17 protein-coding genes and 1 pseudogene are annotated in these 26,031 nt (G+C 40.5%); 8 read left to right on the top strand and 10 right to left on the bottom strand.

The features are described from left to right. The first annotated feature begins 5 nt into the window (after positions 1 to 5). On the top strand, positions 6 to 485 hold the full coding sequence (locus TSIB_RS01355) for a hypothetical protein (protein WP_015848565.1): 480 nt from the start codon (positions 6 to 8) through the stop codon (positions 483 to 485). On the opposite strand, the gene TSIB_RS01350 is transcribed toward TSIB_RS01355, so the two are convergent. The 10 genes and pseudogenes from TSIB_RS01350 to TSIB_RS01310 form a co-directional block, all read right to left on the bottom strand. Further along, positions 482 to 1,426, bottom strand: coding sequence for a radical SAM protein (locus tag TSIB_RS01350; RefSeq protein WP_048160151.1), 945 nt, complete (start codon positions 1,424 to 1,426; stop codon positions 482 to 484). The two genes, TSIB_RS01355 and TSIB_RS01350, sit on opposite strands and share 4 nt — an antisense overlap. After that, a complete protein-coding gene (locus TSIB_RS01345; protein ID WP_015848563.1) occupies positions 1,423 to 2,589 on the bottom strand; it encodes an MFS transporter in 1,167 nt (388 codons plus the stop codon). The genes TSIB_RS01350 and TSIB_RS01345 overlap by 4 nt, the downstream gene beginning before the upstream one ends. A 10-nt stretch (positions 2,590 to 2,599) precedes the next feature. After that, a complete protein-coding gene (locus tag TSIB_RS01340) occupies positions 2,600 to 3,517 on the bottom strand; it encodes an isoaspartyl peptidase/L-asparaginase family protein (RefSeq protein WP_015848562.1) in 918 nt (305 codons plus the stop codon). 173 nt (positions 3,518 to 3,690) lie between these two features. Continuing rightward, positions 3,691 to 4,605: a phosphate signaling complex PhoU family protein gene (locus tag TSIB_RS01335; RefSeq protein WP_015848561.1), complete on the bottom strand. Its 915-nt coding sequence runs from the start codon at positions 4,603 to 4,605 to the stop codon at positions 3,691 to 3,693. 54 nt (positions 4,606 to 4,659) lie between these two features. Further along, positions 4,660 to 5,823 (bottom strand): annotated as a pseudogene (locus TSIB_RS01330) (MATE family efflux transporter). A gap of 31 nt (positions 5,824 to 5,854) precedes the next feature. Further along, a complete protein-coding gene (locus tag TSIB_RS01325; protein WP_148206143.1) occupies positions 5,855 to 7,225 on the bottom strand; it encodes an MATE family efflux transporter in 1,371 nt (456 codons plus the stop codon). A gap of 131 nt (positions 7,226 to 7,356) precedes the next feature. Next, positions 7,357 to 8,259 (bottom strand): RNA-guided endonuclease InsQ/TnpB family protein, encoded by a 903-nt coding sequence (locus tag TSIB_RS01320; RefSeq protein ID WP_266105273.1) that lies wholly within the window; start codon positions 8,257 to 8,259, stop codon positions 7,357 to 7,359. Beyond that, the gene (locus TSIB_RS10535; RefSeq protein WP_228359818.1) at positions 8,247 to 8,621 is read right to left on the bottom strand and encodes a hypothetical protein; all 375 of its coding nucleotides are present in this window, start codon (positions 8,619 to 8,621) and stop codon (positions 8,247 to 8,249) included. The genes TSIB_RS01320 and TSIB_RS10535 overlap by 13 nt, the downstream gene beginning before the upstream one ends. A 118-nt stretch (positions 8,622 to 8,739) precedes the next feature. Continuing rightward, positions 8,740 to 11,106, bottom strand: coding sequence for a phosphoenolpyruvate synthase (gene ppsA, locus TSIB_RS01315; RefSeq protein WP_015848558.1), 2,367 nt, complete (start codon positions 11,104 to 11,106; stop codon positions 8,740 to 8,742). Positions 11,107 to 11,228: 122 nt separating this feature from the next. Then, positions 11,229 to 13,664: a DUF6798 domain-containing protein gene (locus tag TSIB_RS01310; protein WP_048160150.1), complete on the bottom strand. Its 2,436-nt coding sequence runs from the start codon at positions 13,662 to 13,664 to the stop codon at positions 11,229 to 11,231. Positions 13,665 to 13,721: 57 nt separating this feature from the next. Between TSIB_RS01310 and TSIB_RS01305 the strand changes: the two genes are divergently transcribed. From TSIB_RS01305 to cdr, 7 genes are all read left to right on the top strand, one after another. Next, positions 13,722 to 14,765, top strand: coding sequence for a hypothetical protein (locus TSIB_RS01305; protein ID WP_015848556.1), 1,044 nt, complete (start codon positions 13,722 to 13,724; stop codon positions 14,763 to 14,765). 21 nt (positions 14,766 to 14,786) lie between these two features. After that, on the top strand, positions 14,787 to 15,929 hold the full coding sequence (locus TSIB_RS01300; protein ID WP_015848555.1) for a M20 metallopeptidase family protein: 1,143 nt from the start codon (positions 14,787 to 14,789) through the stop codon (positions 15,927 to 15,929). Between the two features lie 218 nt (positions 15,930 to 16,147). After that, positions 16,148 to 21,760: a S8 family serine peptidase gene (locus TSIB_RS01295; RefSeq protein ID WP_015848554.1), complete on the top strand. Its 5,613-nt coding sequence runs from the start codon at positions 16,148 to 16,150 to the stop codon at positions 21,758 to 21,760. Between the two features lie 108 nt (positions 21,761 to 21,868). Next, positions 21,869 to 22,168 (top strand): DUF424 domain-containing protein, encoded by a 300-nt coding sequence (locus tag TSIB_RS01290; RefSeq protein ID WP_015848553.1) that lies wholly within the window; start codon positions 21,869 to 21,871, stop codon positions 22,166 to 22,168. A gap of 202 nt (positions 22,169 to 22,370) precedes the next feature. Next, on the top strand, positions 22,371 to 23,528 hold the full coding sequence (locus tag TSIB_RS01285) for a 60S ribosomal export protein NMD3 (RefSeq protein ID WP_048160149.1): 1,158 nt from the start codon (positions 22,371 to 22,373) through the stop codon (positions 23,526 to 23,528). 41 nt (positions 23,529 to 23,569) lie between these two features. Further along, positions 23,570 to 24,637, top strand: coding sequence for a DUF1464 family protein (locus TSIB_RS01280; protein WP_015848551.1), 1,068 nt, complete (start codon positions 23,570 to 23,572; stop codon positions 24,635 to 24,637). A 47-nt stretch (positions 24,638 to 24,684) separates the two neighbouring features. After that, positions 24,685 to 26,013: a CoA-disulfide reductase gene (cdr, locus tag TSIB_RS01275; protein ID WP_015848550.1), complete on the top strand. Its 1,329-nt coding sequence runs from the start codon at positions 24,685 to 24,687 to the stop codon at positions 26,011 to 26,013. Positions 26,014 to 26,031: the final 18 nt, after the last annotated feature.

Genomic DNA, 26,031 nt, shown 5'->3' with positions numbered 1-26,031 from the left:
TAACCATGGAAAAAGAAGAACTTGCAATAAGCATTTTCAAAGAGGCCCAGAAAACCCTAAAGGATAAAAAGTTAGATGTAGCAAAGGAAAAATTTGAAAATATTATAAGATTGACAGAGGATCCCCACCCATGGCTGTATTTTGAAGCCTGTTTCGGTTTAGTGAAAGTCTATATAGAGAAAGAAGACTATAAAAGCGCAATGGATAGTGCATTTAAAGCTCTTTTACATGCTCCAAATCAGGAGGTGTACCTTCTAGGAGTGGAAAGAGTGAGAAGTATTCTTGCAATAATAAAGAAAAGTGGAAGATTAAGCGATCTCACTGACAGTTTTCACAAGATAGAGGACAAAAATGAGGAATTATATTACTTTTCAAAAGCCCTAAATGCCCTAGCAAGAGAAAACTACAAAGAAGTCTACTTAACAGCGGATAAATTAAAAACAGATGAACTTAAAAACATCTTATATTCACTCCTAGAAGATTAGAACAATTTCTTAAGCAATTTATTCAAGTACTCTTTTTCAGGTCTTACAGGGAAGTTGTAAGGTTCTTTGCTTGGTTTTTCGTTGTAATAAGGCCTATTACACCCAGGACATCCATGAGTCGTGAAAACTCTTTCGCTAAGAACTTCTAAAAGCTCCTCTCGTGAAAACCCAAAATCAACAATCATCCCCTTTCTAAATTCAAAATCTTCAACTCTTTTTATCCCATTTTTAATTAAATAAAGGCCTATTTGCATTAATCTATATCTGTAAAGACTTGGGGATGTCTTATTCTCTAAAGCAGTCCCTTTAATAGGAGTAAATGCAAATATAGACACTTCTGCCCCAATATCATATGCCTCCTGAATTGTACTCAAAAAGGCCTCCTCAGTCTCCCCCAGTCCGAATATCAAATGAATGAATGCCTTCTTCTCTCCAAAAATCTTTATAACACCCTCTGCAAAGTTCCACATTTCACTCCAAGAATAATATGAATCCTTTACCTTATTATAAATCTCCTCACTCGCAGCATCCAAGCCCACTCCTATGTAGTCAACACCCAGTTTTTTGAATGTTTTAAGGGATGCCTCCTCCACTGGTGTAATTGAAAGAGAGACCGGTAAACCAATGGGAGAAAGACTCTCAAGAATTGATACAACATCTTCTTTAAGGGCAGGATAATCTATAGTTTGGATGCATAGTCTTGCAAATTTCGTTTTCTCAAGCTTAGAGACTACATCTTCTAAGTCAAATACTGGCCAAGTTATCCTTGAAAGTTTTTCTATATCGGCCCTACTTTTCCTCGCCTGTACACAAAAAGCACAATTATTAATACATCTTCCTTCATGATATGTCATAAAATATGCTGTTGTTGGCCTTGCTAACATTTGGCCCCTTTTCAACCCCAACATTATTGCTGTTCCATATGAAACCCTTATTTTCATACCTTTTTCCTCCTCCATAATCTAAGAATCATAAGGTTTAGTAAGGATAAAAATGTTAATATAGGGAGAAAGAAGAACACCGATTTATAACTCTCACTTTCTGCGAGGTATCCAAGGACCAAAGGTCCTGATAGATAACCCAAATCAAAAAACATCGTATATATGCTTGAACCTATTCCCCGGATGCTCTTGGGAAGATTTACCAAAGCTAACATCTGAAGAGCTGGAACAGCCAATCCAAATCCCATTCCCAAGATAGCCGCACTTAGATATGCTTCCGGGGGTAGGAGATATATAACTAGAATAGCATAAGATATCGAACTTAGAAGCAATCCCACTAACGCCACAGGGACTGGGCCCCTCTTATCAGCCTCCCTTCCACCAAAAACCCTTGTTAAAATGCTAAAACCACCCATTACACTAGCATAAACTCCAAAAACACTTGTACCAAATCCTAAAAGCTTGTAATATGCAGGAAGAAAAGTATACATCCCACTGTATGCAAAGACCATGAAAAATAATGAGACCGCTGCAAAAATAAATGAGAGGTTAACAAGCTCTTTATAAGATATCTTTCCTTCCGCTTCTTCTTTGACATGCATTTTGTTTTTAATCTCTCTGTATGCAGTTAAAACAAAGAAAAATCCTATTAAAGAAAGAATGACGGTTAAAATAAATGCGGAATGAAATCCCAAGTACTCTGCAACAAAACCCCCCACAGCTGGCCCAAGGAGTTGACTCACAGAAAACATCGTTCCTCTCCATCCAAGTGTCTCTCCAACCCTACCTTTTGGAGCAAGGGTGATAGCGGTCGAGAGAGAAGAAGGGAAGAAAAATGCTGCTGCAACTCCATGCAATGCTCTACCTACCGCAAAAATAACTAAACTCTTAATAAAAAAAGACAAAATATAAAAAAATCCTGCAAAGGCTCCAAAAATTGCACCAACCATCATGACCTCAAAGCTTTTTCCTTTATCCCCTAAAATACCCCCTAAGGGTTTTAAAATAAGTGCAAAAATTGACGAGACAGAAGCTACTATCCCCACAATAAAAGGACTGGCCCCAAACGTTATCGCCAAGGGGGAGATTAACGGAGCCACTAAAACATACCCCAAGAAGAAAAATGCTGAAAAATGGAGAAACCATAAGTCTTTTCTCTCCATTTTTTACCCCCTAAATTCTCGTCTCTGGTTCTTCCATGCTTTCCTTCATATATGCAACACTCATGTGTTTTGTGTTCTTGGCAAAGCCTATGTTCCCATTTTTATCCACCATAATTATTCCCATATTTTCGGAACCAAAATATCTAGTTGCAAGCTCTATTGCAGCTTCACTTGCCTTTTGAGCATTTAAACCAAACCTAACAAAATCTGTAGCAGTTTTAGCAAGAGAAAGCTTTATGGCAACCTCTCCAAGTCCTGTACACGAAACTCCAGCGAACTCATTTGCATAAGTGCCGGCACCTATTATTGGAGTGTCTCCCACTCTTCCAAACATCTTTAAGAAAACTCCTCCAGTGGATGTACCTGCAACTATTTCTTTACCATCAAATGCCACAGCACCAACAGTGCTCCTAAGGACTTCCGGGTATTCCTTTATAAGCTCACTAATCTTTTTCCAGTGAGAAATGATACCTTTTTCAAGAAGTTTTTCTCTAAGCTTTTTCCATTGTTCAATTCTTTCCTCAATTATTGGATTATATTCTCCAAATCCCATCAAACGAGCAAATTTAACGGCTCCTTCCCCAGCGAGGAGAACGTGATCAGTTTTCTCCATGACCTTTCTTGCAATACTTATCGGGTTTTTTACCCCCCAGATACCGGCTACCGCACCAGCTTCAAGATTAGATCGCATAATAGCTGCATCCATTTCAACTTTCCCATCCAATGTTAGAACACTCCCTGTTCCAGCATTAAATATTGGATTATCTTCTAATGTTTTGATTGCCTCTTCAACAGCGTCGATAGCTGAACCTCTTTTTAACTCCTTCCATCCAATCAAAGCGGCATTTCTTACCCCCTCCATCACTTTGGGGATTCTTTCCTTATTCTTTATTGTACCAGCTCCTCCATGAACAATGATAGCAACCATCAAAAATCACCACCCAATAATGTCTTCGAATGGTTAAAAGCATTATGGAAACGAAAAACAGTTTATGTAAAATTCTTAATAGCTTCTTCCACTATCTGTTCCCCTCCCAAAGGGCGAGGCTTGAAAAAATCAGAAAATTTCCTAAAGTACAAAATTGAAAATCTCCTACGTTCTCAACTCAAACTCATGTTAATTATTGTTTCTCCTATGTTTTCAATATATTCCAGTATTCTACGATAGCTGTCCATGGCGATGGATTTTCTGTAGTCTATTGATTTTATGTAATTCTTTAGCTCAAGCATTATTTCGTCAATTTTCTTCAGATCCTTCTCAGTTATCTGAGAGATTACTTTACGTATCATTCCCTTCAAGTATTCAATATCAAGATCACGATCAAAGTTCTCTGCAATCCTCACTATATGATCCCCTATCCTCTCAATATTGCGTACTATAAAGAGAACTCCAAGAAGATCAAAGTTCCTTTTAATAAATCCTCTATCTTCTCCTATACTTCCTCCAGATAGAGCTTTGTTTACAGTTCTCAACGTGAGGAAATAAAACCGGTCAAGTTCGTTCTCAAGGCCATTAATGTCTCTGAGAACCTCCTTTCTCTCAAACTCATTTATAAGTGCCAAATCCTCTATCATAGAAACTAGGATCGATGCCAACCGCTCTATTATCTCCTTCAGGTTAACCTCTTCATCTGCCAGCAGGCTCTTGCTTGTAATCCTAAGGGGCTCTTCTAAAATTATCTCCAAACCTGGAAGATTTTGGATCGTTTGGCGTATTTTTACTTTATACAGTGGCATGTCTTCTGTGAATTTGACATCGATAATGTCATACCCTTGGATATAAGCAGAGATCAGCAATCTAACCGCCATGTCTGGAGAAATCTCTTTGGAAATTACAAGTTCTTTGCTCTCAGTTACTTCCTTAGGTTTTTTAGGGAGTATCAAGAGTGATCCATCAGGATTAATAGCTATTGGAACTGCATCTCCCTGTTTTAATTCATTCTCCTTAACCCACTTCTTCGGAAGAGAAATTATGTAGGAACTCCTACCTGTAAATTGTATCTTTCGAAACTCCATATTACCCCACCAATCTATATAGAAAACCACTTCCAGTATAAACCTTTCGATAACTTACTCTTCCTCTATAATTCTTCTCATCCACGTGCCCTTCAAGAACCAAATAAAACCAAAAAACCCAACAATCACATTACTAAGACCCATCCCAAGGAAGACTCCTATCGAAGATCCCAGAATCAAGTAGCCTAAGAGATAGCTAAGGGGAATTCTCAATCCCCAGAGTCTCAGAATTCCAAGCATCATACTCTTCTTTGTATGTCCTGAGGCTCTAAAAACGTTATTGACTACAACAAAGATGCCATTAAAAAATAAGGTACTGAGGTTAAGAAGTACTTCCAAACAATTGCACTTTCCTCAATAACCGCTTTATCATTGAGGAAAATTCTAAAAATCGGTACTCTTAAAGCCCCAATGACGATAACAGCTGTAGTTGCTATAGCAACGTTTACTATCATCGTCCTCTCGGCAATTTTCTTTGCCCTCTTATAGTTCTCGGCTCCTACGTTTTGGGCTATCATAGTTCCCATCGCCATGCTTATCCCTCTAGAGATACTCGTGAGAAAGTTCACAAGGCGAGTTGTAATTGTATAAGCAGCGTATGTAACATCACCAAAGCCAAATATTATACGAGCTAAGATGACAAATCCAAAACTGTTCGCAGATTGGCCCACTCCAGCAGGCAGGCCCACTTTAAATATGCGCTTGTAAAACTCGAAATCCGGTTTAAGATCTCTTAGTGACAAGAGCACTAAATGCAAACCCAGTGAAAGAGAAGGGGATGCCTACAAAAATTATTCTTACATATGTGAGGGCATAGGGATATACATTCGGTGTAACCTTCATGAACTCCAAAGTTTTAGGAGTTATAATGAAACCGATGACCGCAGTAATAGATGCAAAAAGCAAGAGCAGAGAATACAAAGCTCCAGCGGCCCTATTAGCCTTATCATAGAGCTTTGCCCCTATATACTGGACCACAAATGCAAATCCTGCAACAGCGAATCCTTGGCCCAAGTTCATGAGAGTTCCAATTAAGGGCCAAGAAACTCCTGGAGCTGATAAAGCCTCTCTCCCAATTTTTCCAAGCCAGAATGTATCGGTTATATTATAAAGCACCTGTACAAGATTATTAAGGATTAAAGGCCAAGCTAACCTGAAAAGAGTCTTTTCTATGCCTCCCTCTAAGATTTCTTCTCTCATTTTGTCTACTCGGGTCATAATAAAACAATTGTCGAAGCGTTAATATGGATTAATGGTCTATTATCCTTCTCATCCATGAACCCTTTAGGAACCAGACAAAGCCAATTAATGCCGCCAAAAAGTTGCTTAAACCCATTCCAAGCCATACTCCGACTGTGTCTGCCATAAACTTCCCAAGACCGTATGCAAGCGGGATTCTAAGCGCCCATAATCTTATCATGCCCAGAATCATGCTTTTCTTTGTATGACCCGAGCTCTGGAATACATTGCTTACAGCAGAAAAAATGCCGAAAAATGGCAAGGAAAAGGCAAAATACTTAACAAACTTAACGCTCTCGGCTAAAACTCTCTCATCATTTATGAAAAATCCAAATATCTGAGCCCTAAATACAGCCACTATAAGGGTACCAATGCTCAATACTACGAGATTCGTCAGCATTGCTTTTTCAGCGATCTTCTTTGCTCTTTCATATTTTTCAGCGCCAACGTTCTGACCTACCATGGTCCCCATGGCCATGCTTATTCCATCCGCTATGGCAAACATGAAGTTTGTGAGACGATTCCCTATGGTATATGTCGCAAAGGCAACAGTTCCGTAGGCATAGATTATCCTCGTAAGCACAACAAAGCCGAAGGCATCTGTGGAAGAACCAACACTTGAAGGCAATCCCACTCTGAAAATACGCTTATAAAAATCCCACTCGGGCTTGAGAGTCTCAAGAGTCAAATGTATTCCTACTGTTCCCTTAAAAAGCAGATAACCTCCAATCAATGAGCCAACACTATTAGAGAACATGGTTGCTACAGCGGCACCTATAACTCCAAGCTTTGGGAATCCAAGCCAGCCAAAAATTAACAGCGGATCGAGGATTATGTTAAGGAAGACAGTAAACATGTTGATTTTTACAGGAGTTCTAGTGTCTCCAACTGCTCTAAGGAGAAAGTTAAATGCAAATAACGTAAATGAAAACGGAATCTCAATAAATATCACCCTAATATAATTAAGGGCATAGGGATAAACTTCGGGTGTAACCCTCATGAAATCAAGTGCGAAGGGAGCTATTATCAAACCGAATATTGCAACAAAAACTGAAAAAATCATCATAAGTGAATACAGTGCACCAGCAGCACGATTGGCTTTCTCATAGTCCTTTGCTCCAATGTATTGACTCACGAATGCAAATCCAGCAGTTGCAAATCCCATTCCAATGCTCATGAAAAACCACACAAGAGGCCACGCTGTTCCCGGGGCAGAAAGCTCTTCTGTGCCTAATCTCCCTAACCAAAACATATCTGTAAGATTGTAAAGAACCTGAACCATGTTATTGATTATTAGGGGATAAGCTAGCTTAAGCATTGTTTTTTCTATATGGCCTTCCACAATCTCCTGTCGCATTGCCTGAATCTTCTCTCCATCCAAACCCGTCACCTGTTGAAGGATTGATGTTCATTTACAATAATTCTTCCGCTCAAAATTGAACACCTAAGGTATCAAACAAAAATCGAAACGTTATTATAAAAAGTTTACTGTGGATAAATTGTCCTTGTGAACTACCCCGCCCTTACGGACGGGGCTTCGTGAGAGTTCACTCGGCATCCCGTTGCCGGTAGCCTCACTCTCACTGGCCGGTTCACACGGCCACTACCCCCTATCCTTACGGATTCGGGGGCTACTTTCTTTAAAATGTTTATAGCACCATTGAAGTCGGCGTTCATCACATTTCCACATTTCTTGCAGATGTATAACCCTCTGTATTTCCTGTTGTTCCTGTTTACATCTCCACAAACCGAGCATGTTTGAGAGGTGTAGGCTTCATCAACCTCAATGTAGTTGATTCCGTAATACTCACACTTCGACTTGAGCTTCTGCTTGAAAAGACCGTAGGGGATATACTGAAAGTTCTGGTTGTTTCTTCTACCCAAATTCATCCCATTTTTGATTTCTTTAAGCTCTCCTATGACTATATTGCCGATTTTGTTTTTGAGGCAGTATTTCACGATGTAGTTCATAGCTTGGTTCATGAAGTTGTTGATTACGTTTCTACGCTTTCTCAAAAGCCAGGCCATCTTTCTTCCCATCTTAATCCCTTGTTTATCATATATTGATTGTAGTTTAACTTTCTCCTTGTTCCACCAACGGTTGAAAGATTTCAAACCCCTCCCTTCAATTATGAAGGGAGTCCCGCTGGTGGGAACGCATGTAGCGAAGTTATCCAAGCCTAAATCAATCGATAAATACTTGTTGTAATCCAAATCCGCTTTTTGAGGTTCTACTTCATATACATACTCAATCTCAAACCACAACCCCTTACACCTCGGTACTATCCTCACCTCCTTAATCTTTTTACCTACAACTGTTGAGGGGAGCTTGAACTCCAGAAACCTGACACCAAACTCCTTGGTGAAATTTTTTCCGAGAGACAGTCTAATCTTATCTCCGTTCACCTTGAACATATCTTTCTGGAAGATGCAAATAAAGTAACTATCTTTTGGTAGGTATTTCGGCATGGATACAGGGCGTTGTAATTACCCTTCTTCCTCTCGTTAAGAACATGGAAGAATGAACGCATGTTCCTATCAGCAACCTTCATCGTTTGCTGTGCAACCTGCGAAGGGAGTAGTTTGTAATCCTCATTGTGCTTTACCAAATGGTAGGCTTCCTCATACGGTAGATATTTCCCGTTGTTGAGGTAATACTGTCTTACGGTGTATAGAGTGAAGTTGTATAGGTTCTTAGAGAGACGAGTCAGTATTCTAAGAATTTTGTAGATTTTCTTATCACATCTAATGTGATTTTTCTGGGTTAGATACATCATATTATTTTTTAATAACAAAAGTTTAAACAGTTTTTGATCCCACCCACCTCCCCTTGCGTATCCCCTCCCTTTCGGAAGGGATCTTGCAAGCAACAGAATGATAAAAGAATTAAAAAGCTCAGAATTCTAACTCTTCATCCTTGTAAAGTTGTCTTCTAGCATTTTCAAGCATGATCCTTTGTTCCTCTCTTGCAACCACTTGTTTTATGAGTTGTACTGCATCTGGGTTGGCTGAAAGACTGTCAATTCCAAGTCTAACGAGGATCTTTGCCATTTTTGGATCACTTGCAGCCTGTCCACAGATACTTGTCTCAACCCCGTACTTCTTACATACCTTGATAACGTGCTTTATTAATTTGAGAACTGCTGGGTGAGTCTCATCGTATAACTTGAAGACCCTCTCATTGTCTCTATCGATAGCGAGTGTGTACTGAGTGAGGTCGTTTGTACCAAAGCTTATGAAGTCAAGGCCTTCTTTACAAAGATCCTCAATAATGAGTGCTGAAGAGGGTGTTTCAACCATGACACCAAATTCTACGTCTTTGTGTGGTTCAAGACCAACTTCTCTTGCAAGTCTCTTTGCTTCTCTGAGCTGCTCAACGTGGCTGACCAGTGGGAGCATTACACCAAGATTGTCGTAGCCTTCATCAACAAGCCTCTTAATGGCCTTGAACTCGGCCTTTAGAAGTTCTGGTTGGTCAAGCCCTCTTCTAATTCCCCTCCATCCAAGCATCGGGTTTCGTTCTTCTGGCTCATCTTCTCCACCTGGGAGTTCTCTGAATTCGTTTGTTGGAGCGTCGAGTGTTCTATACCAAACCCTTCTTGGATAGAACGCCGTTGCCACTGTTCTAATACCTTCTACAAGTCTCTCTATGAGTTCTTCTTCCTTTCCTTCTTTGATGAATTTCACTGGGTGAGCACCAATACCAAGGATCATGTGCTCTGCTCTAAGCAACCCAACACCGTCTGCTCCAGTTGCAGCTGCTCTCTCTGCAACTTCAGGCATTGAAACGTTTGCCTTGACTTCTGTAGCTGTTACAAGTGGAGCACCAGCAACTACAACTTGGCCTGCTGCTTTTTCTTCTTCTTTCTTCTCGACAAGGCTCTTGACAATACCTTCGTAAACAACACCTCTTGTACCGTCAACTGTTATGAGCATCCCATCTTTAAGGACTTTTGTAGCGTCTTTTGTACCGACAACAGCTGGTATTCCAAGCTCTCTTGAAACAATGGCAGCATGGCATGTTCTCCCACCTTCATCAGTCACAATAGCACTTGCCCTTTTCATTGCTGGAACCATATCGGGGTTTGTCATTGTTGTAACAAGAACATCGCCTTCTTTTACCTTATCAATTTCGTCAGCCTCGAAGATTACAACAACTTTTCCTGCACCGATACCCGGTGAGGCACCGAGACCCTTAAGAAGAACTTTCATCTCTTCAGTCATTTCAGCTTCCTCCGTCTTTACCTCTTCTTTTAGAGTTGTAACCGGCCTTGATTGAACAATATAAAGCTTACCATCATCTTTATCATAAGCCCACTCAATATCTTGAGGCCATCCATAATGTTCCTCAATCCTGGCACCTATCTGAGCAACTTCAATTATTTGATCATCTGTAAGAACTTGTTTTTCAACATATTCTGGGCCAAGAAACTCAGCAGTTGAGACCTTAACAGTTCCCCTTCCTGTTTCAGGATTTCTGACGATCATTATCTCCTTCTTAGCAACGAATTTTTCCTTAATCTTCCAAGTTCCCTTTTCAACAATGTATTCATCTGGGCTTACAGCACCACTAACTACAGCCTCACCAAGTCCCCAAGCAGCGTTGATCATTATCTCGCTTCTATCATTCGTGACAGGATTAGCTGTGAACATAACACCGCTTGTCTCACTGTTAACCATCTTTTGGACAACTGCACTCAAGTAAACCTTTGAGTGATCAAATCCTTGCTTTGCTCTGTAAAAGGTTGCTCTTGCAGTCCAGAGTGAAGCCCAACACTTTTTAACTTTCTCTTTAACATCTTCAACGCCAAGAACATCAAGGTATGTCTCTTGTTGACCAGCAAAGGAAGCCTCTGGAAGATCCTCTGCTGTAGCAGAGCTTCTTACAGCGACGTAGACCTCTTCCATATTAAATCTCTGTGAAAGCTTTTTGTAGGCCTGTTCAATTTCACTAGCGATTTCTTCAGGCATCTCCATTGAAATTATCTTCTCTCTAATCTTGGCAGTGTTCTCTTGGAGTTGCCTGCTATCATCAACATTGGTCTTGCTTATGAGATCCATAATCCACTCTTGAAGTGTCCTTCCATCTTCAACTTTGACGTTTTCAACAAAATACTTATATGCCTCAGCTGTAACACAGAACCCCGGTGGAACTGGAATTCCAGCGCTTGTCATTTCTCCGAGGTTTGCACCTTTCCCACCTACAAGTGGGACGTCTTCTTTTCTCAATTCCTCAAACCACTTTATGAATTTATATTCCATTTCGATCCCTCCTTTTAGAATAACCGTGGGTGATATAGAGAGAGTCTATTTAAAATTAACTGTCCAAAAATGGCTTTTAGGCCCATAAAATACCACTCAAAACAGGCGTAAAAAAAGAAATATCAAAAAGATTGGGAAGAAATTATGTTTTCAACCAAATTGATAGCATTTTCAGTGCCATAAATGTACTCTAGAGCCCGAAAGATGTCCAATATGCTCTGTAACGGCCTCGGTTCTTTATTGAGTTCATAAGTGGTTTTGATGATCTCAAGCATTTGCTCCTTTTCATGCTCCATTCCTGCAATGTGATAAACAAAAAGAACATCTGCATAAGTGACCCTTGAATAGCCATAACCTTTTTCACCTTTAAACCTACCATTATCCTCCTGCTGCTCTCTAATCCATTCTGCTGCCTTTTTAATTGCTGGCAAAACCCTCTCATCTTCACTAAGTTGGTAATATCTGGCCAAGGCAAATGCTGTAACTATTGTGCCTCCCAAGCTCTTTTTCCAGCTCCCATCGTTTCTTTGTTCATCCAAGATCTTTGTTATTATATTATCCAACACAGTCTTATTAAGTAATTCATACTCATAGAGAATGGGCAACATCTGAGCCTCAGCAAATAAATCTCCCTTTTTGTCTTTTGATGTAGTCATGATATAATCTTCCTGAATGCGGTCTCTCAAATATTTCATAGTTTTTTCTTGACCTTCAAAGGATAATCTTTTAAGAGGTTCTATTGTAAAAGCAGTGTAAAGAGTAAAGTCATTCGGGGGTATTCCCTCCGGAAAACCACCATTTTCAAGTTGTTTATATGCAAGCCATTTCAAGAGCCATTCGTATCGTTCTTTAAATTTTTCATCTCCCGTTTTTTGATATAAGTAGGAGTATATTTCTGCTATCCTCGCATTGAGGAAGTAATCTCCCTTATATCCATCATCAAAGTCCGCATAATTATAACCGGTCCAGAATTTTTCCAAAAAGTTCACCAACACTTCATAGCTCCCAGAGTACTCCAATTTATCCCGATCCGGCGGTAAAAGCGTAGGATTTGGGATAAACTGATAAAGTTCTGAATTTCCATTGACAAAGAGTGTTTTAAAATGAGTATCATAGGGAGCATACTCCATAAGGCCATATTTTATGAGGCCATAAGCCCTCCTATATTTATCCACATATATATAACTCACATTGTATGCTTTCATTAGTGTGTAAACCCTATCTTTCTGAGTGGAACTGAACATCACTACGTGATCTGCATAAGCCTTATTGGCTTCTTGTGGATCTGGGGCCTCTTCAAAAAAGCCCTGATAAACCTTCTTCCACATCACAACATCTTTTCTATGAGTATTACCAATTAATAAATAGCCTAAATCCCACCAAACCAAAAATACTGCATCTTCAGGCGTATTTTCTTTTATCCACTCAAAGGCCTCCTTGTCCTTTACCGTGGGTGGAATTATGTATGCATATGAGGAATAAGCCCCTTGAAGAATTGGGCCAAGGATTAGTAAAGCGACTATAACAGAAGTCATTTTCTTGTTTAATAAAACCTTTTTGAAGATGCTAGAACCTATTCCACTCATGTCAACAGTGATTTTTTCTAAAATTTTTGAAATTCTCGGGAAGACTTCATCAACCAAAAAATCCGCTGCCATTATTGAAAGGGGCAACGAAGCATATGGATCTCTAAATCTAAAGGCAATACTTCCAAGAATCATAAAAGACCAAGCCCACAAGGCCAATCCCTGTTTGATTGGCCCCTCTTCAAAATATTTCTCAGTGGCCAGAACCCCAAAGATCAGCTGGACAATACCAATCCACTTCAAATACCCTAAAGCTGTAACTTCTTCCCTTGGCATTCTTGAAATAAGACCTCTTATGAACTCCCCACTTATGGGAGCGTAATAGAGTGCCAAGCCTACTATACCTAAAACCACCAGGTAATGAAGGTGCTTTTTAACCCATGGAATGAAGTAAATAAAACCCATCAATGCACCAACTCCAACAAAAAATACCCAGCCTCTATGCGTAACCATGTAGATCGGGAGTAAGATTATCAAAGAAAGCATGTAATTTGTTTTTCCAGTTTTGAGGAATCTCACCAACAGCCACATGCCAACTATAAAGAATAAAATACCAAGATTTTCTGGTATATAGAGGCTTGTTCTGTAGAGGAAATTCGGAGCAAACCCCACCAAGAGAGCTGCTAGAAAGGCCTTTTTTTCATCTTCTAGAATTTCCTTTGAGAGGTAATAAAAGGCCACAAGTGAAAGAGTTCCATAAATAGCAGGAAGTATAAAGAAGATGTAATCAGTCTTAAAAATTCCATAGAAGAGAGCCCCAATTACGTGGAATAATGGAGGATAACTATAAGCTTTAAGGCCTAAAAGGGATCCCAAATCTTTTGAAAGGACTCCTATCCCATTATTGACTATTCTCAGTGTCAAATCCCTGTGAAGGTATTCATCATAAACTGCCAGCAGTAGAGTCCTATGGGGAATAAGTCTTACAATGAATGAAACAATCATGAGCAGTGCAAATTTATTTCGCCTCATCTTCCACACCCCTAACCCTTTTAATATTCTCTCAACTTTATTAAAGTTGGTGGTTTAATGAAAGGCCTAAAGCTCTTCACCTTTGCATTTTTCACATACTTATTTTTAATGGTTTGTGCCAATATTCTCCTCAAGGATAGGTTGTATGCTGTTGCTCTGCCTTCTCATAAAATCATGAGTGCCCTCATAATTGCTCTGATATTCTGGGGGGTTTTAGTTCTTGGTTATTTAAAGCCAATACAATTTCCAGAATGGGTTTACTGGCTCCTTATATTTATCCTCTCCTTTGCACTCCCAATTTATGGCCAGCTGGCTGTTTTAGTAATGTTTCTCCTTTCAAGGGAATACAACGCCTTTGAAAAATATGCGAAATTTGTCCTCTTGGGCTCCATCCTCTCCATACTAGTTCTCTATTCGTTTGAAGGTATCCCATTTTTCCAGTGGGGACTGAGGTTTAAGCTTGTTAAACCTTTAGTATTCTTAGCATTTTTGTCTGGAATTTCTCTCACATACTGCAGGTTAAACTGGAAGCCCAAGATACTTGCTCTTTTAATACTTGAAGTTCTTTTCTTTTTAGGAACTTTTAGGTCTCTAATGCTACTGGTATTTCTTTTTTACATCCTCCCCTATTATTATGAGAACAAACTGGCATTTAAACAAGTTCTAGTAGCAGTCCCCATCTTTTTGGTTGTTATATACCTAAGCGGAAATCTTGAAAGTCTTTTAGTAAGGGTGGGATTTACGTTTCTGGTGTTCCACAACATAGTCTCTGTCTCCCTCCCACTTGGATTTTTCCATGGCAGATTGTTGCTCCACAGCGATCCAAGATGGAGAGTGGCATTTATGTTTACCCTTAACAGCAGATATACATACTTCCTATTCGGCCAGCCAATAGCGGATTTTGGAGTTTTAGGAATAATTGAAACATATCTTATCGGAAGTTTACTCAAATTATCGGAGGCTGATGAGAGAACTGCGAGTGTCGTTTTGGCGACGCTGATATATGCCCTTGAGAGCGGAATTGATGCCTTTGTCCTTTCTGTGTTATTGCTTTTTGGAGGGGTCTTAGTTATGCATCGAAAGGCTAAAATACAAATTTGAATTAATTACAATGGTGATCCTATGAACCCACTCAAAGAGGCTCTTAAAATTAAAGATCAGATAATTGCCTGGCGAAGAGATTTTCATATGCACCCCGAACTTGGTTATGAAGAGGAACGAACTTCCAAAATAGTTGAAGAACATTTGAAAGAATGGGGATACAGAACAAAGCGCGTTGGGACTGGTATAATAGCCGATATTGGAAAAGAAGGGAAAACTGTAGCTTTGAGAGCAGATATGGATGCCCTGCCCGTCCAAGAAGAGAATGATGTTCCTTACAAGTCGAGAGTTCCGGGAAAAATGCATGCCTGCGGTCACGATGCTCACACCGCAATGCTCCTCGGAGCTTCAAAGATAATTGCAGAGCACAAAGAAGAACTCCCCAACAAAGTGAGGTTAATCTTCCAGCCGGCAGAGGAAGGAGGAAACGGAGCACTAAAAATGATCGAAGATGGGGCCCTAAAAGGTGTAGATGCTATCTTCGGTCTCCACGTATGGATGGAGTTGCCAAGTGGCATTGTTGGAATTAGAGAAGGCCCATTTATGGCCGGAGTCGGAAGGTTCGATATAGAGATAGAGGGCAAAGGTGGCCATGGAGCCTCGCCGCATGAAACAATAGATCCAGTACCCATAGCAGCTCAGGTCATTTTAGCATTCCAAACAATCATAAGCAGAAACCTCAACCCCCTAGAGAGTGGTGTGGTTAGCGTGGGGACAATAAAAGCGGGAGAAGCATTTAACGTAATCCCAGAGAGAGTTTATATGAATGGCACTTACAGGTTCTTCACACAAGAAACAAAAAAGCTGATTGAAAAAAGAATTGAAGAAGTTTTAAAGGGCATAGTCATTGCTAATAATGCATCTTACAAACTCAAGATAGAGGAAGTCGCTCCTCCAACAATAAACGATTCCTCAATGGCATCTCTCACTAAGAGGGTTGCTCAAAAGTTAGGATTAAAAGTTGAGGAAGTCCCAAAGAGTATGGGATCTGAGGACTTTTCATTCTACCTGCAAAAAGTGCCAGGAGCATTTATAGCTCTAGGCATTAGAAACGAGGAAAAAAGAATAATCTATCCACACCACCACCCGAAGTTCAATGTAGATGAAGAAGTCCTCCCATTAGGAACGGCCTTGGAAGTTGGACTAGCTTTTGAGATAGTTTAGTTTTATCTTTTAATTTGTAAGATTTTTCCATTTATTTAGATTGTTTGTTGAGAAATTTCTAATTCATCTCTTTTCTGTTGTTAATATCTCAATAACTATGATTGGACTTTAGAGAATAATTCATAACAATTATGGACATAGTTAAACTGTAATGTCGAAATATTTATATTAATGTACATCATAATAAAATGATGAAATAGATTATTGGAGGGACAAAAATGGATAGAAGGACATTGAGTCTTCTTATCGTAATATTGGTTGTACTTTCAGCAATTCCTACTGCCATAGGTTCTGCAAAGACCTCTCAAATTTCTTATAAAGTAACAAAAATCGTCCCCGCAAATAATAACCAAGAGACATCCACAGACCCATTAGAAAAAATTGATCCCAAATTACTTGAGATCCTAGATGGAAAAGAAACACAAGGAGTTCTTGAACTCAATAATCAGAAGATAATCCTACTTCATATTATAACAACGAAGGAAATTAGTTCTAGAATACTCGGTGCGGAAATCCTAGGAAAGACGAAAGTCCTAAATAATTACATTTACATTGTAAAAGTCCCATTAAAGAGAGATAGCAAAATCACATTAAGAAAGATCGCATCTCTTCCAGAAGTAGAAGCAATCACACGTATGAACCCAGTAGAACCTGTTGAAATCAATAAAAATGAAGAAAATTCTTTAGCATTCATGGAACTACCCCAGTCAAAATTCGCTGAAAGGGTTAAAACGTTGAGGCCAAAAGAAAGTTTGAGTGAAAAGAGGGTTCTCTCTTTCAAAGATGTTCTCTCAGGGGAACTCAAAAAACTTAGAGAAAACAGTCCAGCAAGCACTGGAGAAGCCAAATTAGCCTTCTCACGTACCAATGTCAAGGTTCCATCACAACCTACTGATTATTTTGCCATATATCACCATGGTTCTTGGAATACTTGGTTTGACTTGGGAATCACAGGAGAAGGCGTGAATGTGGCAGTAATAGACAGTGGTGTCGATTTTGGAAACCCAGATCTTCAAGATGCCTACGCCGTAGACACAAACCTCAACTCACCTTATTACGGATGGCCAATAGCCTTTGATGGAAATTCAATGCTTTACTACTTACTCTTCGGAGCAACATTCCTTGATTTTGCCACATTTTCCGGCTACCTCTATTCATGGTATGCTAACACAGAGTATCCAATTGAACCTTATCCCGTATACGGATACTTCGGAATTGGATACAAAGGCAATTACACCACCGTATTCACATCCATGAGTTTAGCCAATATACCTGATGATTACGAAAGATCCCAGCTCATTAACAACACTCTCAAGTGGGTCGGAAATGTTACAAACATTCTCCTAGTGGACGATGACGGAGGCGACTTGTTAGAACTGTTCTATATAGAGGCTCTGGACTATTTGGGTGTTAATTACACTTACTATGAAATTCCAGATGAGACTGCTAACGGACCAAATGTTACAGTATTAAGTAATTACAGCCTTGTCATATGGTTCACAGGAGCTACCTACACCAACACCCTTACAAATGCAGACATTGGGAACCTTACCCAATACTTAGAAAATGGAGGAAAGCTTTGGCTAATAAGTAGTGACTACTTATATGATGTAGGGTTAGACAACAACTTTACAACTAACTATTTACACATCGCCGATGCTATAGAAGACTATCCTGTTCCAACAGTAATATATGATTACAACGGAGATGCCTATTACGGAGGAGAAGTCTACCAAGGACTATGGGAAAGCCCAACTGATATAGCTGCAGATTATATCGTACCAGATGCCAATGCAACAATTCTCCTCACTGGCTACACAGTCTATGCATACGATCCTCAACTATACGGCTACTATGTTGACATAAAACTCCCACTTACAAAAGATCTAACCATTCCCACCCAGAGCGGAACTATGAAACTTGGACTTCACCCTGACCTTGCACTATGGTATGACTGGTATGGAGGGTTTGTCCTCGTAACAGATCCAAATGCAAACCAAACATACGATACCGTATATGTTGACCTAACTCCCTCAGTAGTCATTGATTTTAACAAAGACACTGGCCACACTAAAGATAACCCTGTGGTTCAATTAGACTTCTGGGATACCTTTGAAAACTGGTTTGGCCAAGACGGGTATGCAGATCTTTCAGGAGGATTAATCTACTTCATAGCCGATGGAGAAACACCAATACCCTATTCTGACAAAGTTGCTGAGAGATGGGGGCTCCCACTTAGGATACCCGGAAATGGTGATCTGGTAGCATTCATGATAGGCAATGTTTATATTGGAGGAGGAGACCACGGAACACTTTGTGCTGCTGCTGTGGGTGCTAGAGGTAGAACTTTCCTAGGACTAACATTTGGTAATGCAATTGGAACAAAGATAATTGCCGAAGGTTCATTATACCAAGGAGGTAGCTGGTTAGATTACCTTTACTTTGCAGTTGAAGGGTACGACGGAATAGTTGCCACAGGGGATGAAGCTCTTGTGGTAAGCAACAGCTATTCTGTATCCTCTGATATCCAAAAAGGATTTAGTTGGTATGAGAGATTCCTCTATTACATGACTGAAATGTATGCTCCGAACACAGCGTTCTTATTCGCCATGGGTAACGGAGGACCGGGATATGGCACAACTCATAGATATGCATCTTCACCAGCTGTGATTGGAGTAGGTGCAGCAGTAGAATTTGGTTATAGAGCATTATTTGGTTACGACAATGGTCCATGGGGTTATGAATTAGCAAATTACGGTGATGTCGTTTGGTTCTCAGATAGGGGACCCAATGCATTGGGTAGAGTAAAGCCAGATGTAATAGCGGTAGGAGCATATGCGCTTGGAAGCCTGCCTGTAAATTACGTAGGAGATGGGTTCTGGGCTGCGGATCTATGGAGTGGAACAAGCCTGGCTACACCAATGGCTGCTGGTATCGCAGCTTTAGTTTACGAAGCTTTCTATGAAAGCCATGGAAGGTGGCCAACTGCCCATGAGGTAAAAGAGATACTAATGAGTACAGCAAAGAACGTTAACCATGACGTCTTCAGCCAAGGGGCGGGATTCTTAGATGCCTATAGAGCAGTTAAGCTCGCAATGAATCAAGAAGGGATTAAAGTTTCACCTTCCTCCTGGCAGGCTGGTAAGACTAACTATCCAATGTTTGCTAATGTACTTTACCCAGGAGAAAGTGCCTCTAAAACATTTACAGTAGAAAACATAAATCCAAATGAAAATGTGACTGTTGAAATCTCCGCTGAAATATTCCAAAAAATTGGAGAAGTAGAACTAGACGTAGTAGGGAATTCATTTGCATACTACTCAATAGGGAGCTTAATACCTAACGGAACAGAGTTAATGAAAGTAACGTTATACACGAGTTATCAATACTTTGATCCCAACATGGATTATTCCTCTGACGCGTATCCATGGTTCAGAATATTCGACGTCACCTACGTAGATGGGACTCCAACGCTTAATCTATTACAACAAGGACTTAATGAAGGAACCACTACATGGGCAGCTGTAGGAAACCCACTAGAAAAAATGCACGATGACTTGTGGGTACAAATTAGAGATCTTTGGAGGTCCTATACCTACCCAGCAAAGCTCAAGCTTGAGTTCTACAAGAGAGTTCCTTGGACCTGGATCAAGTTGGACAAGAACACACTAACTGTAGAACCCAACCAAAAGGCAACGTTTAAAGCAACAGCTAGTGTACCAAGTGATGCAGAATTTGGAACATATGGAGGAGCTATCTACCTCAGGTACAATGACCATGAAACCGTTATTCCAATAAGTATTACAGTTGCATCACCTACTCCAAACTTCACCTTTGGAGGGAACTCAAATGCAACGGGTCTCTATGACAACAGCAATGTCTATGGTACCTTCGATTGGGGATGGAGATACGAAAGCGGTGACTGGAGAGTTTTCCACTTCAATATTCCAGAAAGTGAAGAAGGAAGCTACGTACTAGTTGACTTAGACTGGGAAAATGAAATGACAGATATAAACTTACATCTACTTGGTCCCATTTTAGATGAGTGGAGTACAACATATCCGGATATATTTGGGCCATATACACTAAAAGAAATAGGCGGAAGCGATGATGCCTACGTAAGTGCTGGATTATTCCTTTATCAGACTACCAGTGGAGATACAGAAGAGCTGATAGGAGCAAAAGCTATCAATGGACTAAATGCCATATTGTTACATAATGTACTCCTTAACGGCACTAAGAACTATGAAACATTCTCCGGAAAGGTAGGTCTTGCTAAAATATATCCCGAGAGATGGGTAGCGACTCTTGATTCACAAACTGGAGAGAATACATTCATAGTTGAACTCCCAGCATGTGCCGGAAATATTACAGCGACAGCTTTTGGATTTAGTACTCCAAGGGCTTACAGTAACGTAATAGCACCATCTACTGGAGACTCTCATTATTATGCCGTAAACGTAGCTACCTCACCAATTCTTGACGTAGAACTCAATAGTGTCTGGGACGAACTTGCGGGCCTTGACTTAGATCTTTATGTATACTACAACGAGAGTGGTACTCTCATCGAAGTAGGAAGCTCAACAACCGCAACTTCAGATGAAACGGTCACACTTGACTTCCCCACTCCTGGTCAATATGTTATCGAAGTTTACTCATGGTCTAACCCTGCTCCAGGAAGCGCTACTTACGACTTGAAGATTACAACAATAGACGGAACAGAACTTCAGGTCAAGAATATCACAGAATTCAATGGAACTTATACCATAACTGCTGCTTATAATTTAACAGAGGAACATATGAATGCCACATTACCGCTTAATGGTATAATCCTCATCGGGACAAACAAGAATCCACTCCTCTTCCAAGTACCGGTTGTATTAACACCTTCGCCCTATGATGTTAAAATCGCAGGAGTTGAAACTAGTGGTGTGCCATATGTAGATGGTATTTACAATGTAACTATCTACGTAACAAACGAAGGACTCAGTAATGCCACAGATGTCGAGGTGAGGGTCGTAAGAGATAATGTTCCAACTGATATTCAAGTATCAATACCAACTATTGCCCCAGGAGAAATATACAATGTGACCTTCAGCATACCTATGATGGATTCCCTATTACATGAGTACAAATTTGTTGTAAATGCTCCCTACGACATGAACATAGAAAACAACGAAGAATTAGTCTATGCCCAAGCTTACGAAGAGACTACATTTGGAAATGAACTTAAGAGTAAAAAAGCATTATTCAGTGAAAGCATAGGATTTGCCGAAATAGTTCAAGTGAACACTGTTGGTGGAAAGAAAGTAGAAACAACTTTAGAAGGTGAAAACGGTGCTATAGTGACCGTATTCATCGACATTCCTAAAGACAGGCCGGGATACTACTTAAGAATCTCTGGGGGACAGGAACTATCAAGAACCCTTATAGAGTTACCAGAAACAAGAGCCCTTAAGGTACAAGTCCAGATAACCTCTCCTGCCAACAGAACACAAATCCTAGTGTTATACTCACTCACAGGACAGGAACTTATACTTCAATTAAACTATTTCTATTACGTCTCCTATCGGGCACAAGTATTCAAGTTTAACAAACTCTATAACGAAGCTCTAGACCTGGGAGTTAGTAATGACACATTACAACAAGCATTAACACTCAATCAAACAGCTGCTAGATACTACAACTCTGCAATAGAAATGAGTGACTACCACATACCTCCATACTTAGGAGACATGAGATTAATAGTACCTCTAAGAAACGCATATTTAAACATAAGAAATGCCATAAAAGTCCTTGAGAAAGCTATAGAAGAAATAGAAGGTTCTTAAAATCTTTTAATTTTTTAATATTCCCCTCTTTTTATAAAATTTCAAGGTATTATCTGCCTTATTAATTAAATTTTTAAACCTCAGTTTCCCTTTTCTTTTGTGATACTTATGAAAATCTACATTAAAGTTTACCGCGTTCAAGGAGAAGTCCTTGTTGCTGCATGTGATGAGGAACTCCTAGGCAAAACATTCAGAGAAGGGGAGCTTAAATTGGAAGTAAAAGAGAGATTTTACAAGGGCGAGCTGAAGGAAATTGATGTGCTGGAAGAACTGTTGGAAGACGCAACGATAGCAAATCTCACAGGAGAGAGATGCGTAAAAAAGGCTATTGACCTGGGCTACGTTGATCCCGAGAGAGTGTTGAGAGTCCAAGGCATCCCCCATGCCCAGATGGCAAAGTTGTTATGAAGAGATGCACCACGGAGAGTATCTCGCAACCAGGGCCCTATTTTCTATCTCCACAACATCCAAGGCATAGAACACTTTTTCTCCCCCTAAATTCCCCGATAAGAGATTTCATCCCCCGTTTTTCTTATGCTAAACTTCATAAAAATTTTGCCAAGAAGTTAAGTTTTTAATCATTGAATCTCAGCTGGTAGTGGTGAGAAGAATGAGCGAAAGGTTCTGCTACAGGTGTGGGATTAGCGAGAATGAAGGGGGCCCATTAATAGATGGCCTCTGTCAGGTTTGTTTTAGAAAGGAGAACCCTGTGCTTCTCATAGAGGATGAAATAAATACCGAGCTCTGTCAAAACTGCGGAAGCTATAAGGTTAAAGGCACTTGGGTTGATCCAAAGACTTACAATCTTGAGGAGCTTATCTTTGAAGTGGCAGATAATGCCCTCATTGAGAACCTTGCCCTCAACGAAAGAGTCAAGAGTATAAAAATAGCTCCGAGAGAGGAGCTTGAGGAAATTGAAGAGCTCTCCATAGGAACTGCCCACGTAAGTTTTCAGCCCCTTGAATGGCATGTCGAATACTTCCCAGCAATAATTAACTACGAAGTGGAGATTAAAGCAAGAATCCATGAAATGCAAAAGGAACTTCATCATGAGAAAAAGATTGTCACAGTTTATGTGAGGCAGACGGTTTGTCCGAGATGTCAAAAGTTCCTTGGAGGTTACTTTGAAGCAATTTTACAAGCTAGAGCTGAAGATAGAGTACTAACAAAAGAAGAGAAAGACGAAATTTCAAAGCTCGTTGAAGAGAAGGTTGACGAAATTATGAAGCGGGATAGAATGGGATTCATTCAAGATACGGTAGAAAAAGAAGAAGGCTTAGACTTTTACATGGGTTCAACTGCTGCAGCAAGAAAGCTTGCTCAGATAATAAGGGACAGATATGGAGGAAGCATAAGCGAGGCCTATCAGCTGATTGGACAAGACAGAATAACAAGTAAAGAAGTCTACAGGACGAGCGTTAGGATTAGAATTCCAAAGTTCAGGAAAGGAGATATAGTCTGCGACAAAAAAGGCAACGTGTACCGGGTTGAGGAAGTTAATGGGAAGGGCATGCTCTTAAAGAACCTATTGACACATGAAAGTGAGCACAAAGACTGGAAGAGCGCAAAACGGGATGAAATAGACACAATAGAGCATGAAAGGCTTGAGGCAATGACTACGAGCTTAACACCAAGAGAAGTCCAGTTCATGGACATGAAAAGCTACGAAACGTTTGAACTCGAAAAACCGAGGTTTGAAGTAAAAGAGGGAGAGATTTACAAGCTCATTAAGGTTAAGGGAAGATACTATATCGAAGAGAAAAAGTGAGCATTTTTTAAACCTCTTGCCTATTTTCTTTTGGTGATAAAATGAGAGTTATAGGTGTTGACCCTGGTACGAGAAGTTTTGATGCTATCGGGCTTGAAAACGGAAAGATAAAACTTGACCTCAGCTTTCCGAGCGAGGTGGTTGCAGAAGAGCCGAGCAAAATCGTCAAGGCAATAGAAGACTTCAACGCAGACATTATCATTGGCCCCTCCGGATATGGTGTTCCCCTTAAGCACATAAAAGAGCTTACTGAGAGAGACCGCTTTGAGATGACACTTGTAAGGGAAGAAGAAATGAAAGAAATCCCTGTTCTCATTGGACTTCAAAAAATGATAGACGAGATGGCCGAAAAGAACATGAACGTGTGGTTCATTCCCGGTGTTATTCACCTCCCCACGGTTCCCGAGTGGAGAAAGTACAACAAAATTGACATGGGGACAGCAGATAAAATGGCCATAACGGTTCTTGGCATCTACGATCAGGCTAAGAGACTTGGGGTAGAGTACAGTGAAGTTTCCTTCGTTCTGCTGGAGGTTGGCTTTGGCTACAACTACGCTGGAGCAGTCAAAAACGGAAAAATAATAGATGGAATTGGGGGCACCATATTTCCCGGAGTAGGTTACGTTAACAGCGGAGCATTGGATGGAGAGGTTGCATACCTAATGGGGAATGTCAGAAAGCAACACTTATTCTGGGGAGGTGCCTCCATGATAGTTGCCGAGAAGATATTGCCACCGGAAGAGTTTGCAAAGCGTTTGGACGAAGAACCCTTCGCAAACGCCTGGGAAGCTATGAAAGACGGCTTCCTCAAAGCCGTTGCGAGTGAACTTGCCGTTGTGGGGGATGCAAAAGAGATAATACTCTCGGGCAGGCTTATGCGCATAGAAGAGCTTAAAAAAGACGTTAAAGATCTCTTTGAGGATAAATTCGATCTTCCAGTTGTCAAGCTTAGAGGGTTGGAAGGAAAGGCAAAAGAAGCTGCCCAAGGAAGTGCAATAATTGGCGATGGTCTGGCTGGAGGAGAATTCAAGGAGCTTGTTGAGCACGTTGAGATAAAGAAGAGCTATGGAATCGTTCTTGATTACGTGAGGCTTCCTTTGAATGTTTGACTTTTTCATTAATTTTTTAACCTTAGGTTTACAACCCTTCTTTGGTGATGGTTATGAAAAAAGTAGTGATCATAGGTGGCGGAGCGGCTGGGATGAGTGCCGCGTCAAGGGTAAAGAGGTTAAAACCCGAATGGGACGTTAAAGTGTTTGAAGCGACTGAATGGGTTAGTCATGCCCCATGTGGAGTGCCATATGTAGTTGAAGGAATTTCTCCAAAGGAGAAGCTCATGCACTATCCACCGGAATTTTTCATTAAAAAGAGAGGGATTGATCTACATTTGAACGCAGAGGTCATAGAAGTTGAACAGGGCAGCGTGAGAGTACGGGAAAAAGATGGGGAACACACTTACGAGTGGGACTACCTAGTTTTCGCAAACGGGGCTTCTCCTCGAATTCCGAATATAGAGGGCATTGACTTGAAGGGAGTCTTTACCGCAGATTTGCCCCCAGATGCTGTTGCAATAAGGGAGTACATGGAAAAGAACGATGTAAGGGACGTTTTGGTTATTGGAACGGGCTACATAGCACTTGAGATGGCTGAAGCTTTTGTGGTTCAAGGGAAAAACGTAACACTCATTGGAAGGAGCGAGAGGATCTTAAGAAAAACCTTTGACAAAGAAATCACCGACATAGTAGAAGCAAAACTTAGGGAACACCTAAACCTCCGCCTAAATGAATCTACACTAAGGATAGAAGGAAAGGACAGAGTAGAGAAAGTAATCACCGATGCGGGAGAGTATAAAGCAGATTTGGTAATAATAGCCACAGGAATCAAGCCAAACACCGAGCTTGCAGAACAGCTGGGGGTTAAGATTGGGGAGACCGGAGCAATATGGACGAATGAGAAAATGCAGACAAGTGTGGAAAACGTCTATGCAGCTGGGGACGTTGCGGAGACAAGGCACCTCATAACGGGTAAAAGGGTATGGATACCATTAGCCCCACCGGGGAACAAAATGGGCTATGTAGCGGGAAGCAATATAGCTGGAGCTGAGATAAGCTTTCCGGGTGTTCTTGGGACAGCTATAACTAAATTTATGGATCTGGAGATCGGAAAAACGGGATTAACAGAAGGAGAAGCACTAAAAGAGGGCTACGATGTCAAAACGGCTTTTATAGAAGCGAGGACAAAGCCCCACTACTATCCGGGAGCAAAGAAGATATGGCTTAAAGCCGTGGCGGATAAAGAAACAGGAAGACTTCTAGGTCTGCAAGCGGTAGGAGCGGAAATACTTCCAAGGGTAGATGCCCTTGCAATTGCTCTGCAGGCAGGGTTTACGACTAAAGACTTGTTCTTTGCAGACTTAGCCTATGCCCCACCATTTGCACCAGTATGGGATCCATTGGTGATCTTGGCAAGGGTCTTGAAGTTTTAGCCATTTTTCTAATTTTTA

It is taken from the genome of Thermococcus sibiricus MM 739 (assembly GCF_000022545.1).
GTDB lineage: Archaea > Methanobacteriota_B > Thermococci > Thermococcales > Thermococcaceae > Thermococcus_A > Thermococcus_A sibiricus.
This window is presented reverse-complemented; position numbering and strand designations above follow the sequence as displayed.